Annotated in this window: 14 protein-coding genes; 4 read left to right on the forward strand and 10 right to left on the reverse strand. The window is 43.2% G+C overall.

The window, feature by feature from the left end:
• Nucleotides 1-15: 15 nt before the first annotated feature.
• Complete coding sequence (locus ABH008_RS14925) at nucleotides 16-1,173, reverse strand: HAMP domain-containing sensor histidine kinase (RefSeq protein ID WP_347986408.1); 1,158 nt, start codon at nucleotides 1,171-1,173, stop codon at nucleotides 16-18.
• 4 nt (nucleotides 1,174-1,177) lie between these two features.
• Nucleotides 1,178-1,897 (reverse strand): response regulator transcription factor, encoded by a 720-nt coding sequence (locus ABH008_RS14930; protein WP_347986409.1) that lies wholly within the window; start codon nucleotides 1,895-1,897, stop codon nucleotides 1,178-1,180.
• Between the two features lie 518 nt (nucleotides 1,898-2,415).
• Here ABH008_RS14930 and ABH008_RS14935 point away from each other — a divergent pair.
• A complete protein-coding gene (locus ABH008_RS14935; protein WP_347986410.1) occupies nucleotides 2,416-6,183 on the forward strand; it encodes an EAL domain-containing protein in 3,768 nt (1,255 codons plus the stop codon).
• 199 nt (nucleotides 6,184-6,382) lie between these two features.
• Here ABH008_RS14935 and ABH008_RS14940 read toward each other — a convergent pair whose 3' ends face one another.
• Complete coding sequence (locus tag ABH008_RS14940; RefSeq protein ID WP_347986411.1) at nucleotides 6,383-6,706, reverse strand: hypothetical protein; 324 nt, start codon at nucleotides 6,704-6,706, stop codon at nucleotides 6,383-6,385.
• A gap of 209 nt (nucleotides 6,707-6,915) precedes the next feature.
• Nucleotides 6,916-8,040: a carboxynorspermidine decarboxylase gene (locus ABH008_RS14945; protein ID WP_347986412.1), complete on the reverse strand. Its 1,125-nt coding sequence runs from the start codon at nucleotides 8,038-8,040 to the stop codon at nucleotides 6,916-6,918.
• Nucleotides 8,041-8,423: 383 nt separating this feature from the next.
• On the opposite strand from ABH008_RS14945, the gene ABH008_RS14950 reads away from it, so the two are divergent.
• Nucleotides 8,424-9,089, forward strand: coding sequence for an NF038129 family PEP-CTERM protein (locus ABH008_RS14950; RefSeq protein ID WP_347986413.1), 666 nt, complete (start codon nucleotides 8,424-8,426; stop codon nucleotides 9,087-9,089).
• 203 nt (nucleotides 9,090-9,292) lie between these two features.
• Here ABH008_RS14950 and miaA read toward each other — a convergent pair whose 3' ends face one another.
• Complete coding sequence (gene miaA, locus ABH008_RS14955; RefSeq protein ID WP_347986414.1) at nucleotides 9,293-10,246, reverse strand: tRNA (adenosine(37)-N6)-dimethylallyltransferase MiaA; 954 nt, start codon at nucleotides 10,244-10,246, stop codon at nucleotides 9,293-9,295.
• Nucleotides 10,246-12,207, reverse strand: a complete 1,962-nt coding sequence (gene mutL / locus ABH008_RS14960; protein WP_347986415.1) for a DNA mismatch repair endonuclease MutL — start codon at nucleotides 12,205-12,207, stop codon at nucleotides 10,246-10,248. The genes miaA and mutL overlap by 1 nt, the downstream gene beginning before the upstream one ends.
• Before the next feature lie 1,170 nt (nucleotides 12,208-13,377).
• Between mutL and ABH008_RS14965 the strand changes: the two genes are divergently transcribed.
• Nucleotides 13,378-13,662 carry a DUF1778 domain-containing protein gene (locus tag ABH008_RS14965; RefSeq protein WP_347986416.1) on the forward strand — a complete coding sequence of 95 codons (285 nt, stop codon included), beginning with the start codon at nucleotides 13,378-13,380 and terminating at the stop codon, nucleotides 13,660-13,662.
• Nucleotides 13,659-14,159 (forward strand): GNAT family N-acetyltransferase, encoded by a 501-nt coding sequence (locus ABH008_RS14970; RefSeq protein WP_347986417.1) that lies wholly within the window; start codon nucleotides 13,659-13,661, stop codon nucleotides 14,157-14,159. Before ABH008_RS14965 ends, ABH008_RS14970 begins: the two co-directional genes overlap by 4 nt.
• 433 nt (nucleotides 14,160-14,592) lie before the next feature.
• On the opposite strand, the gene ABH008_RS14975 is transcribed toward ABH008_RS14970, so the two are convergent.
• From ABH008_RS14975 to ABH008_RS14990, 4 genes are all read right to left on the reverse strand, one after another.
• On the reverse strand, nucleotides 14,593-14,907 hold the full coding sequence (locus ABH008_RS14975; RefSeq protein WP_347986418.1) for a type II toxin-antitoxin system PemK/MazF family toxin: 315 nt from the start codon (nucleotides 14,905-14,907) through the stop codon (nucleotides 14,593-14,595).
• Nucleotides 14,895-15,131, reverse strand: a complete 237-nt coding sequence (locus ABH008_RS14980; protein ID WP_347986419.1) for an AbrB/MazE/SpoVT family DNA-binding domain-containing protein — start codon at nucleotides 15,129-15,131, stop codon at nucleotides 14,895-14,897. The genes ABH008_RS14975 and ABH008_RS14980 overlap by 13 nt, the downstream gene beginning before the upstream one ends.
• Nucleotides 15,132-15,351: 220 nt before the next feature.
• Entirely contained in the window at nucleotides 15,352-17,031 is a 1,680-nt protein-coding gene (locus tag ABH008_RS14985) for a family 2A encapsulin nanocompartment cargo protein cysteine desulfurase (RefSeq protein ID WP_347986420.1), read from the reverse strand.
• Nucleotides 17,018-17,935 carry a family 2A encapsulin nanocompartment shell protein gene (locus ABH008_RS14990; RefSeq protein WP_347986421.1) on the reverse strand — a complete coding sequence of 306 codons (918 nt, stop codon included), beginning with the start codon at nucleotides 17,933-17,935 and terminating at the stop codon, nucleotides 17,018-17,020. The genes ABH008_RS14985 and ABH008_RS14990 overlap by 14 nt, the downstream gene beginning before the upstream one ends.
• Nucleotides 17,936-18,064: the final 129 nt, after the last annotated feature.

Below are 18,064 nucleotides of genomic sequence, written 5' to 3' on the forward strand. Positions count from 1 at the left end.
TTTATGGCCTAAACATTAAAAATCGCTGAAACCGGGAGGAGTTGATTCTATTTTACTCTCAACTTCGCTAGCAGTTGGCAAACGAAATTTTAAAGCATTGATATAATTCCCGACTGGACCGATTTCGATTTTACTGGCATGTAACAGCATAATACGTTTAGCAATCCATAAGTTTAATGCAACGGCATGACTGCTTTGTGTTTCATCCCAGAGTTGGTCGGTCAATAATAAATTCAACAATTCATCCCCAACTTGATCTAATTCCGAACTCTGCACTGCTACTTCTACAAATCCGTTATGACATTCAACACTTAAGTGAATACAACTGGCATTAGTGGTGTAATGCAGTGTTGTTTCCAACAATTGACTGATAACCCGTTCTATCATACCAATATCAGCATAAACACTTGAGTTACCGGGCATAAAATGGGTGGTACTGAGTTCGCAGTTTGTTTTCGTTAAATGACTAAATTTCTGAGCTAAATCCTGAACCAATTCTTGAATATAAAATATTTCAAAATGGGGTAACAACAAATCGGCTTCCAGCTTTGCCAGTTCAAACAAATTTTGGGTTAACTGACCTACGCGTTGACTCTGTTTAACCGCTACTTCCAGATAATGCCATTGTTCAGTGACTGATAAATGTGCATTTTTGCGTAACAAGGTTTCCAAATAACCTTGTAAAGAAGTGAGCGGCGTGCGTAGCTCATGCGAAACATTAATCATCATTTGCCGGCGCTGATCTTCCTGATTTAGTAGCTGTAAGCGCTGCACAGCCAGTTGTTCCGACATTTGTTTGAAACACTGGCCTAGGTTATCAATTTCGTCGTTTTTGCTATACAGATTTGCGGCAATATCCGCTGTCGCAGATCCTTTTATACTGGCATAAAAGCATTGAAATCTGTGCGTAATTGCCGAAAAAGCCACCAACCCCACTATCAACATTAGCAGCAATACTGCACTGATTTCCGAGATAAAGTAGTAGGTATAATCTTGTTCTGGTAACGTTAATCCATTGACTACCCATTCACTATGCTGACTGGTAAACCTGTCGGCATTCTTATGTCGACAGGCAGATAAAGCATTCCAGCTAATGAGTAAATTAATCCCAGTTGTCAGAAACAATAGACACGCATAGGTTAGAAATATGCGCTGACGGAAAGAACTAAACATACACTTAAGACTTGGCCTGATCCACAAACTTATATCCTACCCCCCAAACGGTTTGGATATAGTCGGGTTTTCCTGGGTCGCGTTCAATTTTGCCACGCAAACGATTTATATGGGAGTTAACGGTATGTTCGTAGCCATCATGACTGTAGCCCCACACTTGATCTAATAAGGCAATACGCGTAAATGCCTTGCCAGGGTTACGTGCAAAAAACAATAGCAGTTCAAACTCTTTTAACGTTAAGGCAATCAGTTTTCCTGCCAATGTCACATCGTGAGAGAGTGGATCTATGCTTAACTCCCCCACTTCCAGCAGACCAATTTTTACCTGTGCTTGTCGCTCAATGGCTTCTGCACGTCTAAATAACGCACGAATTCGCGCTATCAATTCGGCAACAGAAAATGGCTTGGTCAAATAATCATCTGCACCTAACTCCAATCCTAAAACGCGTTGCGTTTCGGTGGATTTGGCACTGATAATAATAATGGGCTGATAATATTCCATACTACGCATTTGGCGACAAATTTCCAGGCCATCAACACCAGGCAACATTAAATCAAGTATTAATAAATCGTAATGTTGTTGCTTCAGTTTAGTTAAGCCAAGAGCACCATCCCTGCATACAGTTACCTGATAACCTTCGTCTTGTAAATTAATAGCAAGCATATCCCCAATATCGGGATCATCCTCAATAACCAATAACTGTTTGGTAGGCAACTCCATCATAAGCGTGCTGAGAGTACTTCAAGAAAAGAGAAGAAATTATGATTAAGCTTAAGCAAGCTTGCAATAAACATTTTATTGATACGCCCGTGATACTTTCGTGATACTTCTGGGAACTTAGAAAAACCAACCTTCGATACAACTCAGGAGAGCCCAGTCGAAGCACAAAAGACAGTTTTTTCGAAGTTGCCATCTATAAATACTTACCTTAATTTTATATAAACTAGGCTCTCATTAAAGCTTCCGGCGTTTTTCGCCCATAATTTTTGCGTACTTTCCAAGCGGACAAGCTGAGTTGTTAACATATAAACTACGCAGATACAACGATACGCTTAAGACAAAACAATATGCACTTCTTCACAAAATTCACGCAAAACACTAGATATCGCATGGCTTTTATGAAACCATGAACGCTAGTACCTATAAAGTTTCTCATTAACTCCCTCTAAAATAGACTCGCTGTGCCTGTCTATTTACCAATCTAACGTAAGTTTTTTACTATTGAGATAATTATTTCCTATATGGACAATCATTCATTCTTTCAAGATCGTATAAATCAATACACTCGATTGATTGAAATTGCTACGCGTGACATTTATTTCTTCCGCCCAGATCAACATTTGAATGAAGCCGCTCGACTCATGGCTGAACAACAAATTTCCGCTATTGTTATCGGCGAAGCACAAACTCAAAACATACGCATACTTACTCAATACGATATTTCGCAAGCCTCACAGTCCGAGATGACAGCTAACGGCTTACTAGGGCATATCAATACCACTCCAGTATTAAGCGTTCCAGAAAATATGACTTGTCTGGATGCCTATCAACTTATACTACATTTAGGCATACATCATCTTGCTATCGTTTCTGACAATAAAACCCTGTTAGGTTTTATCACTGCCACTGATTTCAACAAACATATTAATCACTATTCTTTCCCCGCAGGTCAGCAACTAATTGTAGATTTGATCGATTCCTATCGGCAAAACAAAGATCAACAAGAAACTGCGCTACGCACTTTGCTGGAAAATATACCCGATAGCATTAGTCGCCACGACACCCAATGCCGATGTATTTATGCTAACACTGCTCTGCAAAATTGTATCGGAAAACCACTGGAAAACCTTCTGGGATACACTCCGCTAGAATATCTGGGAGGTTCCACCAGTATTGCTGATTATCAAGAAAAAATTAAACAAGTGTTAACCACTGGACAACCTGAAACCCTGTTTCTGGAATGGCAGAACATAAGCGGCGATTTTTTCCTGTCGGAGATGCGTTTGATACCGGAAACGGATGTTACCGGAAAAATAACCAGCATTTTATGTATCGGTCAGGATGTTACTTCGCAGAAACAAGCCATTAATGCTCTAGAGCGCGAGTGCGCTAAAAATGTTGCGCTATTGCAAAATGCCAGTGATGGCATTCACATTGTAGATTTAAACGGTTACATCATTGAAGTCAGCGATGCATTCTGCACCATGCTTGGCTATCAGAGACAGGAAATGATGGGAATGCATATCAGTCAATGGAATGCAGATTTCAGTCATCAGAAAATCCAATCCAGATTTAGTCAACTGAGTAAACTGCCCAGCCGAACGCAATTTGAAACTCGGCACATACGCAAAGATGGTAGCGTATTTGATGTTGAAATCAGTGCTTGTAAACTTGAATTAGACAGTAAACCTATGTTGTTTTATTCATCCCGAGATATTACTGAACGCAAACATGCTGAACAATACGAACAATTTCGCAGTCATATTCTGGAAATGCTGTCTTATGGAAAATCGCTGGAAATAATTTTGAACGCGATTATACGCGGTGTTGAACAACTGTATCCAGACATGCTGTGCAGCATTCTGCTGCTGGATGCAACTGGCGAATATTTCTCGGAAGTATTTGCTCCCAGTTTGCCCGACTCATACAACAATGCTATTAAAGGCCTCAAAATTGGCATAGGTGTTGGCTCTTGTGGTACTGCGGCCGCCAGTGGAGAACGCGTTATTGTGGAAGACATTGCCACTCATCCATACTGGGCCAATTACGTCCAGATTGCACGCCAGACAAATCTGGGGGCCTGTTGGTCGCAACCTATCCGCTCGTCTACCTGGCAAATATTAGGTACATTTGCTATTTATCATCAGCTAGCCTGCTGTCCAAACAAAACCGAACTTTTATTGATCGAGCAACTGGCTCATCTGGTCAGCATTGCTATAGAACGTATGCAAGCGGAAGAAAAACTCTATTTAGCGGCCAGCGTCTTCACTCATGCCCGTGAAGGCATTATGATTACCGAATTAGATGGCACTATTATAGAAATTAATGCCGCCTTTACATGCATTACGGGTTACTCACGATCAGAAGCCTTGGGAAATAAACCCAGCATGTTAAGCTCTGGACGTCATAACAAAGAATTTTATACCGATTTCTGGAAGCATTTAATTGTAAATAATCACTGGTTTGGCGAAATATGGAATCGCCGTAAGAACGGTGAAATTTATCCACAAATGCTCACCATCAGTGCCGTAGCGGATACCCAGCAACAGGCCAAACATTATGTTGCTTTATTTTCGGATATAACCGCTTACAAAGAACATGAACAACAACTTGAACACATTGCACATTATGATGCATTAACCAATCTGCCCAACCGATTACTACTGGCGGACCGTTTACAACAAGGTATTATACAAGCACAGCGCCACCAGCAATTACTGGCTGTTATCTATCTTGATCTGGATGGATTTAAAGGTATTAATGATAAGTACGGACACGATGTGGGTGACCTGGTATTGCTGGAAACCGCAAACCGTATGCGCGCAAGTTTGCGAGACAGCGATACACTAGCACGCTTAGGGGGTGATGAATTTGTAGTGGTCATGCTGGACATTTCTGACCTTAACTCAAGCATACCTATGTTTAACCGCCTAATTACTGCGGTAGATCAACCCTTATTTATCGGTGAATTGTCTCTGCATATTACTGCTAGCCTAGGTGTGGCATTTTATCCACAAACGGATGATGTCGATGCCGATCATTTACTCCGTCAAGCTGATCAAGCCATGTATCAGGCAAAATTAACGGGCAAAAATCGTTATCATCTGTTTGATTCAAAACAAGATAGCAATATTCGTGGTCACCACGAAAGTATTGCCCATATTCGCCAGGCACTTAAAGATAAGCAGTTTGTGCTGTATTATCAACCCAAAGCCAATATGCGCACTGGCAAAATAATTGGTGCAGAAGCCTTGATCCGCTGGCAGCATCCTGAAAGAGGTTTACTTGCACCAGGCATATTTTTGCCAGTGATTGAAAATCATCCGCTTGCTATAGAACTTGGCGAGTGGGTTATCGATCAGGCACTCACGCAAATGGAAATCTGGAAATTCACCGGGTTGCAAATGGCCGTTAGTGTCAATATTGGCGCAGAACAACTACAGCATCCACGCTTTGTGGATCGACTGCGAGAAATTCTTGCCAAACACGCCACAATTCCACCTAAATATTTAGAACTTGAAGTACTGGAAACTAGTGCCTTGGAAGACATCACGCATGTTTCGCATATCATAGCAACCTGCCAATCATTGGGTGTTAGTTTTGCGTTGGATGACTTTGGAACTGGCTATTCCTCTCTCACCTATCTTAAACGTCTTCCCGTCAGTATGCTGAAGATTGATCAAAGTTTTGTGCGGGATATGTTGGATGACCCTGATGACCTGTCCATACTGGAAGGTGTGATCGGTTTATCGAGTGCTTTTCATCGCCAAATAATTGCCGAAGGCGTGGAAACCGTTGAGCATGGCGAATTATTATTGCAAATTGGTTGTGAGTTGGGTCAAGGTTACGGTATTGCCCGCCCCATGCCAGCCGAACAGTTACCCCATTGGGTCAGCACCTGGGTTCCTTATAGTTCCTGGCAGGATTTATTTGAATTACGCAGGGAAAATTTGCCGTTATTATTCGCAAGTATTGAGCTACGCGCCTGGTTTTTACATCTAGAAAACTATTTTAATGCACAAATACCCATCAATCATCATCGAGATAACCATCAATATAGATTTGGCAACTGGTTATCAGACTATGGGAATGTCCATTATGGAACGGATGAAAACTTTCAGTTGATTACCCGTTTGTATCAGCAAATTCTTAACCTGGGTAAATCCTTGTATGATCTGCATACAGCTGGACAAACTGTAGATACTTTAAAGGGAATACAAGAACTATATCAATTGCGATTAACACTCAATCAACACATCAAACTTTTGATCAAAGCAAATTTAAACTAGTGATATAACAGAGCGAATTACAGTAACCCCTGACACACGTCAAAACAGTTCTAAATCTAACTACTGAAAGGACTATCGCCCCCCGAAAGACTTAGCTCAATAGAATATTACCGATACTTAACTGGGTTAAGCTACGCACAGCGTTTAGACTGTTTAAAATCCTTAGCATTGCGCAACTAACCCACCTTACGCCGAGTATTTATTTAACTTGGGCAACCACTTTATTAAAGGCATCCACACGTTGTTTGCCAGTTTGTACCAAATCCAAACCGCTATCGATCAACATTTGAATTAAACCGGGCGTTGTATAGACAATTTTGCCTAAATAGGCCACTACAGGCACGGCGATAATGGCACCGAACAAGGTACCAAAACCAATCACACTCAGTCCTTTAGAGATCAGCACCACAATATCCAGAGGCAACAATATCAAAACGCTAAAGTAAGTTAAAACAATGAAAGTAAACAGGGTGAATACCACAAACTGTAGCAGTCGAATCAATGCAACATTAATATTTTTCATAACGATGTGTTCTCAGTGAAGTATTTTTAGCGAATATCGGCAATATGCCATTTAAACAAAATCTATGGCCCATTATAAAGTAAAGCCAGCCTGCTTTCTCACTTTTTTGGTACTTTAACCCTGTTATAAAAATCGGTTGCTATTAAAATAGCTTGGAAAAAACAGCAAATTCAAGCATCCCAATTTTGCTACGCCTTAGCAACAAACACCTAAACCAGCCATTGTCGTTCATAATCAGCATAATCATACTGCTTGAGCAAAGTAGTTTGCCCATTTTTTAACTGGTAGATGTCGGGCAAATTATAGCCATTAAATCGATTAGCTTTAATCAGGCTATACGCCCCTACATCACAAAACATAATGCGTTCGCCAATTTTTGGCAGTTGCTTAAACCGATATTCACCAAATATATCACCCGCCAAACAGGTAGAACCCGCCAAAATAGCTACTTCTCCTGTTTCGGGTTCGGTAGGAAATAAATAGGGTCTAGTTTGATACTCAAATACTTCTGGATGATGATTGACACTCGTATCAAGTATCAATACAGTTTTACCATCACTGATAAAACTATCCAAAACGGTGCTAATTAGATAACCTGCATTGCCAACAAAAGCTTTGCCTGGCTCTATGAATACCTGTTCTGCATAATCATTATGCAGAATATCTAGTAATGCCAGCAATTCGGTTTGATCCGTTATGCTGTTATACAGATAACCGCCTCCCAGATTGAGCCATTTCAATTTGCCATGCTGTTTAAGTAACGGCAAAAGACTGTGTACCGTTTCTATTAATGGTTGAAAATAATGAGCAGCAAACAAGGTATGCAGATGTAAGCCTTGCACAGATTCTGGCCAAGCGTTTTGCAGCTCCGCCGTGTCTATTCCTAACTTAGAATATTGTCGGCAAGGATTATAACGATCATCGTGCAAATACGAGCGTTTAGGATTAATACGCAAACCGGGGGAATAGCCTTCCGCTAAGGCTTGTAATCTGCGTTGTTGTTCCAGTGAGTTGAAGCTGATGTGGCTACATAGCTGAGCAAGTTCGGCAAATTCGTCAGCGCGTAAACCAGGGGTAGTAAGGTGTAGACTGACCTCTTCACCTAGCACTTGTTTTGCCAGACGTGCTTCAAACAAAGAACTAACCGCAATACCATCGACATGTGGTTTTAAAACACGTAGCAGTGCCGCCAAAGGCAGTGCTTTCATAGCATATAGCACTTTACAACCACTTGCCTGACGCATAGTGTTGATACGATTTAGGTTGGCAAGCACTTGATCAGTATCGATTACAAAAGCAGGGCTGGAGGGTAAATTGAAGAAAATGTTGTGCATAGCGGCTATAAATTATTATGGAATAGCATCTGATAGAAGACTAAATCCAGTATGTTGAGAAAATGCAAAATTAACTTGTTGTGAATTAAAGCTCTAGGGAACTTCGAAAAACCACCCTTCGATACAACTCAGGAGAGCCCTGTCGAAGCGCAAAAACCAGGTTTTTCGAAGCTACCTGTAATCATCAGACATTTTAGTTCAACACAGTTAGCGTCAGAGATCAATTTTGTTTATGTCATAAAAAATGAGTCGCTAATTGCTGTCTTATACCAATATTTCTACAGAAAAACCCAATGCTTTTTAATAGATTTAATTTATATGGAAACTTAGTGTAGTTTGTAGTATAAATTCAGACATCATCAGCCTTGAACAAGGAACATGAAATGGTACAAAAAAACACTTTAAGCTGTTACCTGTTGACACTATTAATCAGTCAATTCATGTTAACAAATGCACAGGCCACGGAAATACTTACCGATATCATTACCAAACCTTTAAAAGGAACGGCTGCTGAATTAGTGTTTGATTTTAAAGCTGGCAATGGAAACATTCAAAATTCGATTACCCTTACTAGCTTTAGCACTAATGGCACTTTATCGTCTGCTAACCCTACGCTACAAGGTGACGTAAGCGGGAATCTTACATCGACCGTCACACTTAAAAATACGCAACCAAATAATGAATTTGTACAAGCTATCACCTTAGGTAACTACATCAGTTTTATTTTCAACGCCACGCAAAATGTTGACCCATCGGCCACCCTGCAAGATTCGTTTTCAGTTTATCTATTGGATGCTAACGGTCATAGCCTATTTAGCACTACCGATGTCAGCAAGGCTAATTCATTATTATCCTTCACGATAGATGGAACAACTGCAGGCAAACTTGATTTAAATAGTGCCACTCCCCAAAATGCTAACTCAGTTATCTGGACAATAGGTGTCTCAAGTTCTATTTTTACACCCACACCCATACCAGGTGCTTTTTGGTTGTTTGCATCGGTAGTACTGGGTTTTGGTTATAGGCATTGGCGTCATGACAGGATATAGACTGCAACCCAAATATAGGTTTATTTTTTACGTCGGATCAGCTAGTCCGTTCAGGGTTCGACTAGGCTCACCACGAATGGACTAGCCGATGGTGTGCATACTGCGTTTTTGTCAGTGGCTTAAAGGTTTAAACTTTGTAACTATTTTTTAACTCAATACATACTACCTTGTTGGTAGCCTAGTTTCTAGGCACTCTGATGGAACTACCCGCTAACAGCCATTAACGATTTCTGACAATAGCGTAACGCCTGTTCCAGTAAATCCGGAGCGTCACTTAACAAGGGGTGTGCGTCTTGTTCTTTTCGTAACCAGGTAAACTGGCGCTTAGCCAGTTGGCGCGTAGCCGCAATGGCTTTGTCTTGCATGCTGGCAAAATCGTCTTCGCCTTTAAGATACGACCAAACCTGTCGATACCCCACACACCGAATAGCAGGCATGCTTTCGTCCAGATCGCCACGTGCATAAAGTGCTTGTACTTCGTCTATCAAGCCTTGCGCCAGCATGGTTTGAAATCGTAGCGCAATTTTCTCATGCAAGCTTTGTCTTTCCGCTGGGGCGACAATCAGTTTAAGCCATTGATAAGGCGATTCTTCAGCAGCTTGAGCATCAAAAAACTTTGATAAAGATTGACCGCTGATTTCGTAGACTTCCAGTGCGCGTTGTATACGTTGTGGATCGTTTACATGAATACGGGCAGCGGCTTGTGGATCGATAGCCGCTAATCGTGCATGTAAAGCTTCTTTACCCTCTTGCGCCAGTTCCGCATCCAATCGAGCGCGAATACTGGCATCGGCTGCAGGCAGTTGCGCCAAACCTTGTGTCAGAGCGCTAAAATACAGCATAGTGCCACCCACCAAAATGGGCAGTTTTCCGCGTTGCTGAATAGCATTAATTAATTCCAGCGCCTGTTGACGAAACTGACCCGTGGAATACGCTTCGCTGGGATCGAGTATATCTAATAAATGATGCGGAATACCGCCGCGCTCGACCAGACTGGGTTTGGCCGTACCAATATCCATACCCTTATAAACCAGCGCCGAATCCACACTGATAATTTCGGCATTGAGAGCTTGAGCCATAGCGACACCTAGCGCGGTTTTACCCGAGGCGGTAGGCCCCATCAACATAATGACGGGGAGCTTGCCAGAAACAGACATTATTGACCCCGCAGAAAAAATCTATCTAGCTCAGCATGACTGAGAGCAACCCAGGTTGGTCTGCCGTGATTACACTGTCCTATGCGTTCGGTTTGTTCCATATCACGCAGCAAGGCATTCATTTCTTCTATGCTAAGTTTACGTTTGGCGCGTACCGAACTATGACAGGCCATTTTAGCCAATACCGCGTTGATTTTTTCTTCGACCTGATGGCTAAAGCCGTGTGCCAGCATATCGGCTAATAGATCGCGCAGCAGTTGATCCACATCGGTTTTAGCCAGCAAAGCCGGTGTCGCTCTTAGTAGCACGGTTTCTGGACCAGAACGATTCAGTTCAAAACCCAGTTGTTGAAAAAATGCATGTTCCTGTTCGGCAATTTCCGCTTCGGCAGACGTCACCTTAATTTTCATCGGCAACAACAAGGGTTGCGAAACAATATCGCTTAGCTGGTAATGTTTTTTTAACCGCTCGTAGCTAACTCTTTCGTGAGCGGCATGTGCATCCACTAATATAATGCCATTAGCCGTTTCCGCGAGTATGTAAATACTATGAATATGCGCCAATGCATAACCTAAAGGAGGCCCTTTATCACTGATACTGTTTACATCTGCCGAGGTTGACAGAAACACTCCATCCGCAGAGCTGGACATTGCAGGCTCTGTGCTGGGTAATAGTTTGCTATAGGTCTTTACCTGTTCCAAACCAGACACGGGAGCTGCTCTGGCCGATCCCGGTGCAAAACTTTGGGACGAAAAACGGGGCGGTGTCGATGCCGAGCGTGGAGTAGAAACGCTACGTGGTTCGGACGGCATACTGAATGGCAAACTGATTTGCGGATGCACACTGGGTTTTTCGGCCGGGCTGATGCTCTGTTCTGGCGTTTGAACGGGCGGAGAAACAACTGGCGTATCGTCTTCCGCCATGATGTGCGTTTGCTGCAAGTATTGCGGCTGACTACCCGGTCGCTGTGCTGCCAGACTACGATGCAATGCTTGAAACAGAAAATCATGCACAGAACGGCTTTCGCGAAACCTGACTTCCAGCTTAGTAGGATGTGCATTTACGTCGACCAAGGCCGGGTCTAAATGAAAATACAACACAAACACCGGATGCCGACCATGATAAAGCACATCCTGATAGGCTTGTTTAACCGCATGAGCAATCAGTTTATCTCTAATCAACCGATCATTCACATAGAAAAACTGCATATCCTGCTGGCTGCGGGAAAAAGTCGGCAACCCTACCCAGCCATGCACATGAAAACCAGAGGCGGCATAATCGATATGAATACAATGCTCTAAAAAACCGGAACCGCAGATGGCGGCAATACGTTTTTCCTGTGCTTCTTGAGTATTAGCCGGCTTAAAATTGAGTACTTCTTTTTGATTATGATTGAGTACAAAACCAATATCAAAACGGCTGAGTGCCAGTTTCTGAATCAGGCTTTCAATATGGGAAAACTCGGTTTTATCCGTTTTTAGAAATTTACGCCGCGCAGGGGTGTTATAAAACAGATCGCGCACATCCACGGTGGTACCGGGTGGATGTGGATCAGGTTGCGGATCAAAATTACGTTCCGTACCATCGGCACTGACCTGCCAGGCACATTCTGCATCGGCTGTGCGAGAAATCAAGGTTAAGCGCGCCACCGAACTAATACTGGGTAAAGCTTCGCCACGGAAGCCCATGCTGACTAGTTCTTCCAGGTCTTGCAGGGAGCTTATTTTACTGGTGGCATGCCGAGATAACGCCAAGGCCAAATCGTCTTTAACAATACCACAACCGTTATCGCGAATTTTAATTTGGCGCAAACCGCCCTGCTCAATATCAATTTGAATCAGCGTTGCACCGGCATCAAAGCAGTTTTCGACCAGTTCTTTAACCACCGAAGCCGGACGCTCTACCACTTCGCCAGCGGCTATCTGGTTAACTAACTGGATGGGTAAGGCTTGAATCCGCATCAGGATGGCTCGTCGGTAAAACCTAGTATTTTAACGGATGTGTGGGGTGGTGGCTAATGTTGATTTAGGTTAAAACAAGCTATGTTGCAATTTACAAATTTAAGTTTCATTTTTAACTAATACGATATTATAATAAAATCGTTAGTGTGCAAACTGAGCGTATTCTGAGACTATACCTTGAACAATAACTCCAATAAACACACGTTTCAGCTTACGCATATTGAATTTCAACTGCGTTTTATAAATGAAACTAAACTACCAGCTGATAAGGGATCTTGCTTCCACGGCGCATTTGGTCAGGCGTTGGCCAAAATAGGCACACCGATACGCGATTTTTTCTATAATCCAAACCCACCGCCACACTAGACAGACCCTAATCAAGAACCACCCCGCCCTTATTTATTAATACCGCCACTGGAAGAAAACACCCACTATACTGCTGGCTCTGTCATACCATTGGGGCTGGTGCTGTATGGTACAGCCATACCGTATTTTATGGTGGTATTTGCTGCCTTATGCCACCTTGGCGAAGTAATGGGCTTGGGCGAACAACGTGGTCGCTTTCAAATTGATAGCATTAGGTAATACCGCCCGGACTTTGATAACGGGATGAAAAATTGAGTGCTTTGACTCAAGGAGTTTGTAATAAAAGCGCTTAGGATGGATTGAGGTAACGAAACCCAGATTTGAAGTGACAAACTTTGCAAATTTAAAGACAGGCTTATTTAATTGCAGTTTTGATCACGAACATTAGAGAATGCCGGGCAATTGGCTGTGTATAGTTCTCTTTTTAATCAAACATTGAGAAGCACAACGGCAAGGCTACTTTAGCCTCATAGTGAAATTGTGTATTGGTTGTTATGTGCTTCGAAGCTGGGTTTCGTTACCTCAACCCAGTCTACGCTGATAAACCAATATTTTGAGATTGACGGCAGCGATTAAGGCTTTTTGGTGCGGTTCGTTACCTCACCGCACCCTACGACACTTATGAAATTGGCTTACGATTTCGCCTTAATATGTTTTAATATTGACTTGTACAGTGGTTTACCGTACATTGACAAAAACCCCACCCCAAGTAGACTCAGGGTTATGCCGAACATTTGCTAAATGTTTCGCAGCAGTCTATGGGGAATTTACTCAAAGTGGACTCTAAATGAGAGGTTAAACTTAATGGCAGCAGAAGTTCAGCGTACCGCCAGAATTGAAGCACGGATTACTCCAGATGCGCTTGCGCTTGTTCGTCGTGCAGCCGAGCTTAAAGGTTGCAGTCTGAGCGATTTTTTAGTGTCAGCTGCACAGAACGCAGCAGAAAAGGTTATAGAAGAAACCAATATCATCCGTTTATCAGCAGAAGATCAAATTCGTTTTGTTGAACTGTTACTCAATCCTCCAGCCCCATCGCCTGCTATTCTTAAAGCTTTTGAACATAACCACAAACTATTCGGCGTGGAATGAGTCCGCAGTACAGCATAGAACTGCTTGGTAGCAAACACCATCGAGCTGCTTTTTCTTGTGGTATAGAGGCGCTTGATCGTTACTTACGAGAACAGGCAAGTCAAGATATGCGCCGTCGAGCTAATTCATGTTTTGTTGCGGTTGACACTGTTACTTCGGCTTTGGCGGGCTACTATACCCTCTCTGCAGCTGGCATTCCATGCACTGATTTACCTGAACATCTGCTTAAAAAGCTGCCACGCTACCCTTTTGTACCCGTTGCACTACTGGGTCGCTTGGCGGTTGACAAAACTTTTCAGGGTAAAAATCTGGGCGCAGCCTTACTGGGTAATGCGATACAGCGTTCACTTCGCTCTGAGGTTGCTGTTGCCGCCATTGTCGTTATTGCTAAAAACGAGCAAGCGGAAAGTTTTTATCGGCACCATGATTTTCTGTTGTTTGGCAACCTACCTCGCCAGTTAATCTTACCGCTATCAAGCTATCGCCTTAACACATGAAATGTGCATGACTTGTACGCCTAGGCAGAAAATACCAATTCACGTGCTTTTAAACTACCATTCTACAATAGCCTTAGATGTGCAAACCAAAGGGCGGCGTATCATTTGAGATAAACACGATCAATATCAGGCGGGATACTATTACCCCAGTTTTTGGATAAACCCTTTCATCAACATAGGTCAAAGCGATGCGCCGCCTGTTGGTTGGCATCCTACAGTTTTACTTTACAATTATTTAGATAGGCTTATTTAATTCCAGTTTTTGATTACGCACATTAGAGAATACACGGCAATTGGCTGTGTATAGCGCTCCTTTAAATACGTCATTGAGAAGCATAACGGCAATGGCTACTTTAGCCATATAGTGAAATTGTGTATTGGGTTGTTATGCGCTTCGAAGCTGGATTTCGTTACCTTAATCCAACCTAAAGCCTTATGCCAGCATTTCCAATAATACCGGATGCCATAGGCTTTCTTCAATTGCCCCCATCTTGCTTAACAACCGACATTTATCAACTGCACGGATTTGATCCAATAAAATACGGGCATCACGGTTATCAAATTTGATTTGAGGACGGCAACCAAGTACTTGGCCTTTACTGGTGATTGGTGCGATGATTACCCTTGGTAAGGCTTTATTCATATCATCTGGTGAAACAATTAAAGCAGGACGCGTTTTTTGTATTTCTGTGCCAACAGTTGGGTCAAGATTAACCCAATATACTTCGCCGCGTTTTACCATTGCCATTCGTCATCAGCATCTGCTAGCGGTAACGAAGCAAACTCATCGACATCGTTTTCGGGTTGATATTGGTCAAACCAATTACTTCGCGGCGCTTTTATTGCTTCTATGACCAAGGTTTTACCTTCAACACGCAAATTAACTTCTTCACCCAATTCGCATGCTTCCAAAAATGCAGACGGAATAATGATACCGCGTGAGTTACCTATTTTTCTTAATTGGCTATGCATTGGCTTTTCCAAAAAGTAAGTTATAACAATGTTATTACTTTTAACAGAAAAAGCCAATAGCAAATTTTAACTTTAGCTAAATTACGCTACGAAAAATTGGGTTAGGCGCAAGCCATAACCCAATATGTCAGCTTTTTAGTCGATGACAGCTTCGATTATTGGGTTAGCTCTGTCGAGCTAACCCAACCTACCGAGATATGTTTTTTGCGGGTGGAAAATGTTAATGCGAAAAACTAACCTTTCTGCACTGCAAATGTTTAACCACACCCACCATACGATCAATTTCTTCGTAGGTGTTGTAAAACGCCAGCGAGGGTCTAACGGTGCTTTCCAGACCAAAACGGCGTAGGATGGGTTGAGCGCAATGATGACCGGCACGCACAGCTATGCCTTTTTCATTGAGAGCCTTACCGACATCCATAGTGCTATGCCCTGCTAACACGAACGATAACACACTGGTTTTATCCGGTGCAGTCCCTATCAGTGTAACGCCGGGTATGCGTTGTAATGCTTGCATACCATACACCAGCAGTTCGTGTTCGTAGCGAGCCACATTTTCCAGACCAATTTTACTTAGGTACTGTAAGGCAGCACCCAAGCCCACTGCATCAGCAATATTACCGGTTCCGGCTTCAAACTTGGCAGGTGCGGGTTGGTAGACGGTTTTTTCGAAAGTGACATCTTCTATCATATTGCCGCCACCTTGCCAGGGCTGGGTAGCATCCAATACTTCTTGTTTACCGTAAACCACACCAATACCGGTTGGGCCAAAAATTTTATGCCCGGAAAATACCAGCCAATCACAATCCAGTGTTTTTACATCGACACGAATATGTGACACCGATTGCGCACCATCCAACAATACCCGAGCGCCTACGGCATGGGCCATGGCGATCATTTCCTGAGCAGGTGTTACTGTACCCAGCGCATTAGACACATGCGTAAACGACACCAGTTTGGTACGTGGATTAAGTAGTTTTTGATACTCGGACAAAATAACCTGACCTTGATCATCCACCGGAATAACCCGTAATAACGCGCCTGTTTCTGCACACAACTGCTGCCAGGGTACAATATTGGCGTGATGCTCTAACCAGCTAATGATGATTTCGTCACCGGCACTGATATTTTGCTTGCCCCAACTTTTTGCCACCAGATTAATGGCTTCTGTTGAACCGCGTACAAACACAATTTCGTTGACTGAACCTGCATTAATAAACTTGGCCACTATATTTCTGGCTTCTTCGTAAGCATCCGTAGCCCGTGCTGCCAATTCGTGCGCAGCGCGATGAATGTTGGAGTTTTCATGCTTATAAAACTCAGAAATACGATCTATTACCACTTGTGGTTTTTGCGTGGTCGCCGCATTATCCAGCCATGCTAAGGGATAGCCATTAACCCGTTCTTGCAGAATAGGGAAATCACGACGTACCAAATTAACATCAAACGCCGGGTGCGCCGCACCCAGGCCAGACAAAATGGGGTCGCGGCCTTGCTCTGTTACATCATTTAAAAAATAAAATGATGAAGCCGATGGCAAGCTCAGCGCACTGTATTGATTAAAATCAGCAGGCGACTTTATCGAGGACACCAAATCTGCTTTACCCGGCAAAGCAAAGCTTTGCTGTACTAAAGCCGACAATGCTGATTCGTTAATGGCGGATACATCGCCCACACCCGCTGGCGTAAAGTTTGGTACCTGCGCAGAGGTTAGCTGACTTGTCGGCAAACTCTCGATACTCGTAGGCAAACTTTCCACTCCGGCACTCTGATTAGGCAGTGCCGAAAAATACGCATTGGCCAGTTTGGTCAGCTCTTGAACATCCGGCAAGCCGGATGGTGCATCGCCAGCCAAAGCCTGGTGCACTAATCCCGACAAATCCAGATTATTTGTACTCATGATACTTGCCTACTTCGACGTTCTCGAGTACACCCAGCGCGTCGTCGGTCAAAATCGCCAATGAGCAATACAGTGATACCAGATATGAGGCAATAGCTTTGTGATTAATACCCATGAAACGCACCGACAAGCCCATGCTCAATTCGTCAGTTAAGTTTGGCTGATACAAACCCACTACGCCTTGACGGTTTTCACCCGTGCGCAGTAACAGTATATTGGTTTTGCCATCGACAATTTTCAGCTTGTCGGTAGGTATTAAAGGTAATCCGCGCCAGGTTAAAAACTGAGAACCGAATAAAGAAACGGTTGGTGGTGGTGTACCACGGCGAGTAGCTTCGCGACCAAAAGCAGCGATAGCACGCGGATGTGCCAGGAAAAAACCAGGCTCTTTCCAAACTCTGGCAATTAACTCGTCCAGATCATCCGGTGTTGGCGCACCTGTGCGCGGTTGTACTTTTTGAGACGCCACCACATTGTTCAACAAGCCATATTCAGCATTATTGAGTAATTCACTTTCCTGACGCTCTTTAACTGTTTCGATGGTCAGACGTAATTGCTCGTGGATTTGATTGTGTGGGCTGCTGTACAAGTCGGCAACGCGGGTATGCACATCTAATACGGTATTAACCGCATTCAAACGATATTCACGGCCCCATTCTTCGTAATCCACAAAAGTTTGTGGCAATACTTTTTCGTCCAGGCTGGAACAATCAACAGTAATGCTGGTTTCGCTTTTAACTTTGTTAACGCGATAAATACCCGCTTCGACTGGCACCCATGGTAACAGGTGTACCAGCCAACGCGGAGTAATACTGCCCATCATGGGCACGGTTTTGGTCGCGTTCGATAAGGTACGTGCGGCGACATCGCCTAAAGCTGTATGGGCATCATGTATATCAGACATTTTATTTTCCTTTTCTAGTGTTGATGGGATTTAATTAGTTGCCGCAAAGCGGCGTTTTTAGTCATACAAAAATCTCATAAGTGCGAATCCATTGCCTGATAAACCTGTGGAAGCAGCTTTTTGCCTTTC

Source organism: Methylomonas sp. AM2-LC (assembly GCF_039904985.1).
In the GTDB taxonomy this organism is placed as follows: Bacteria; Pseudomonadota; Gammaproteobacteria; order Methylococcales; family Methylomonadaceae; genus Methylomonas.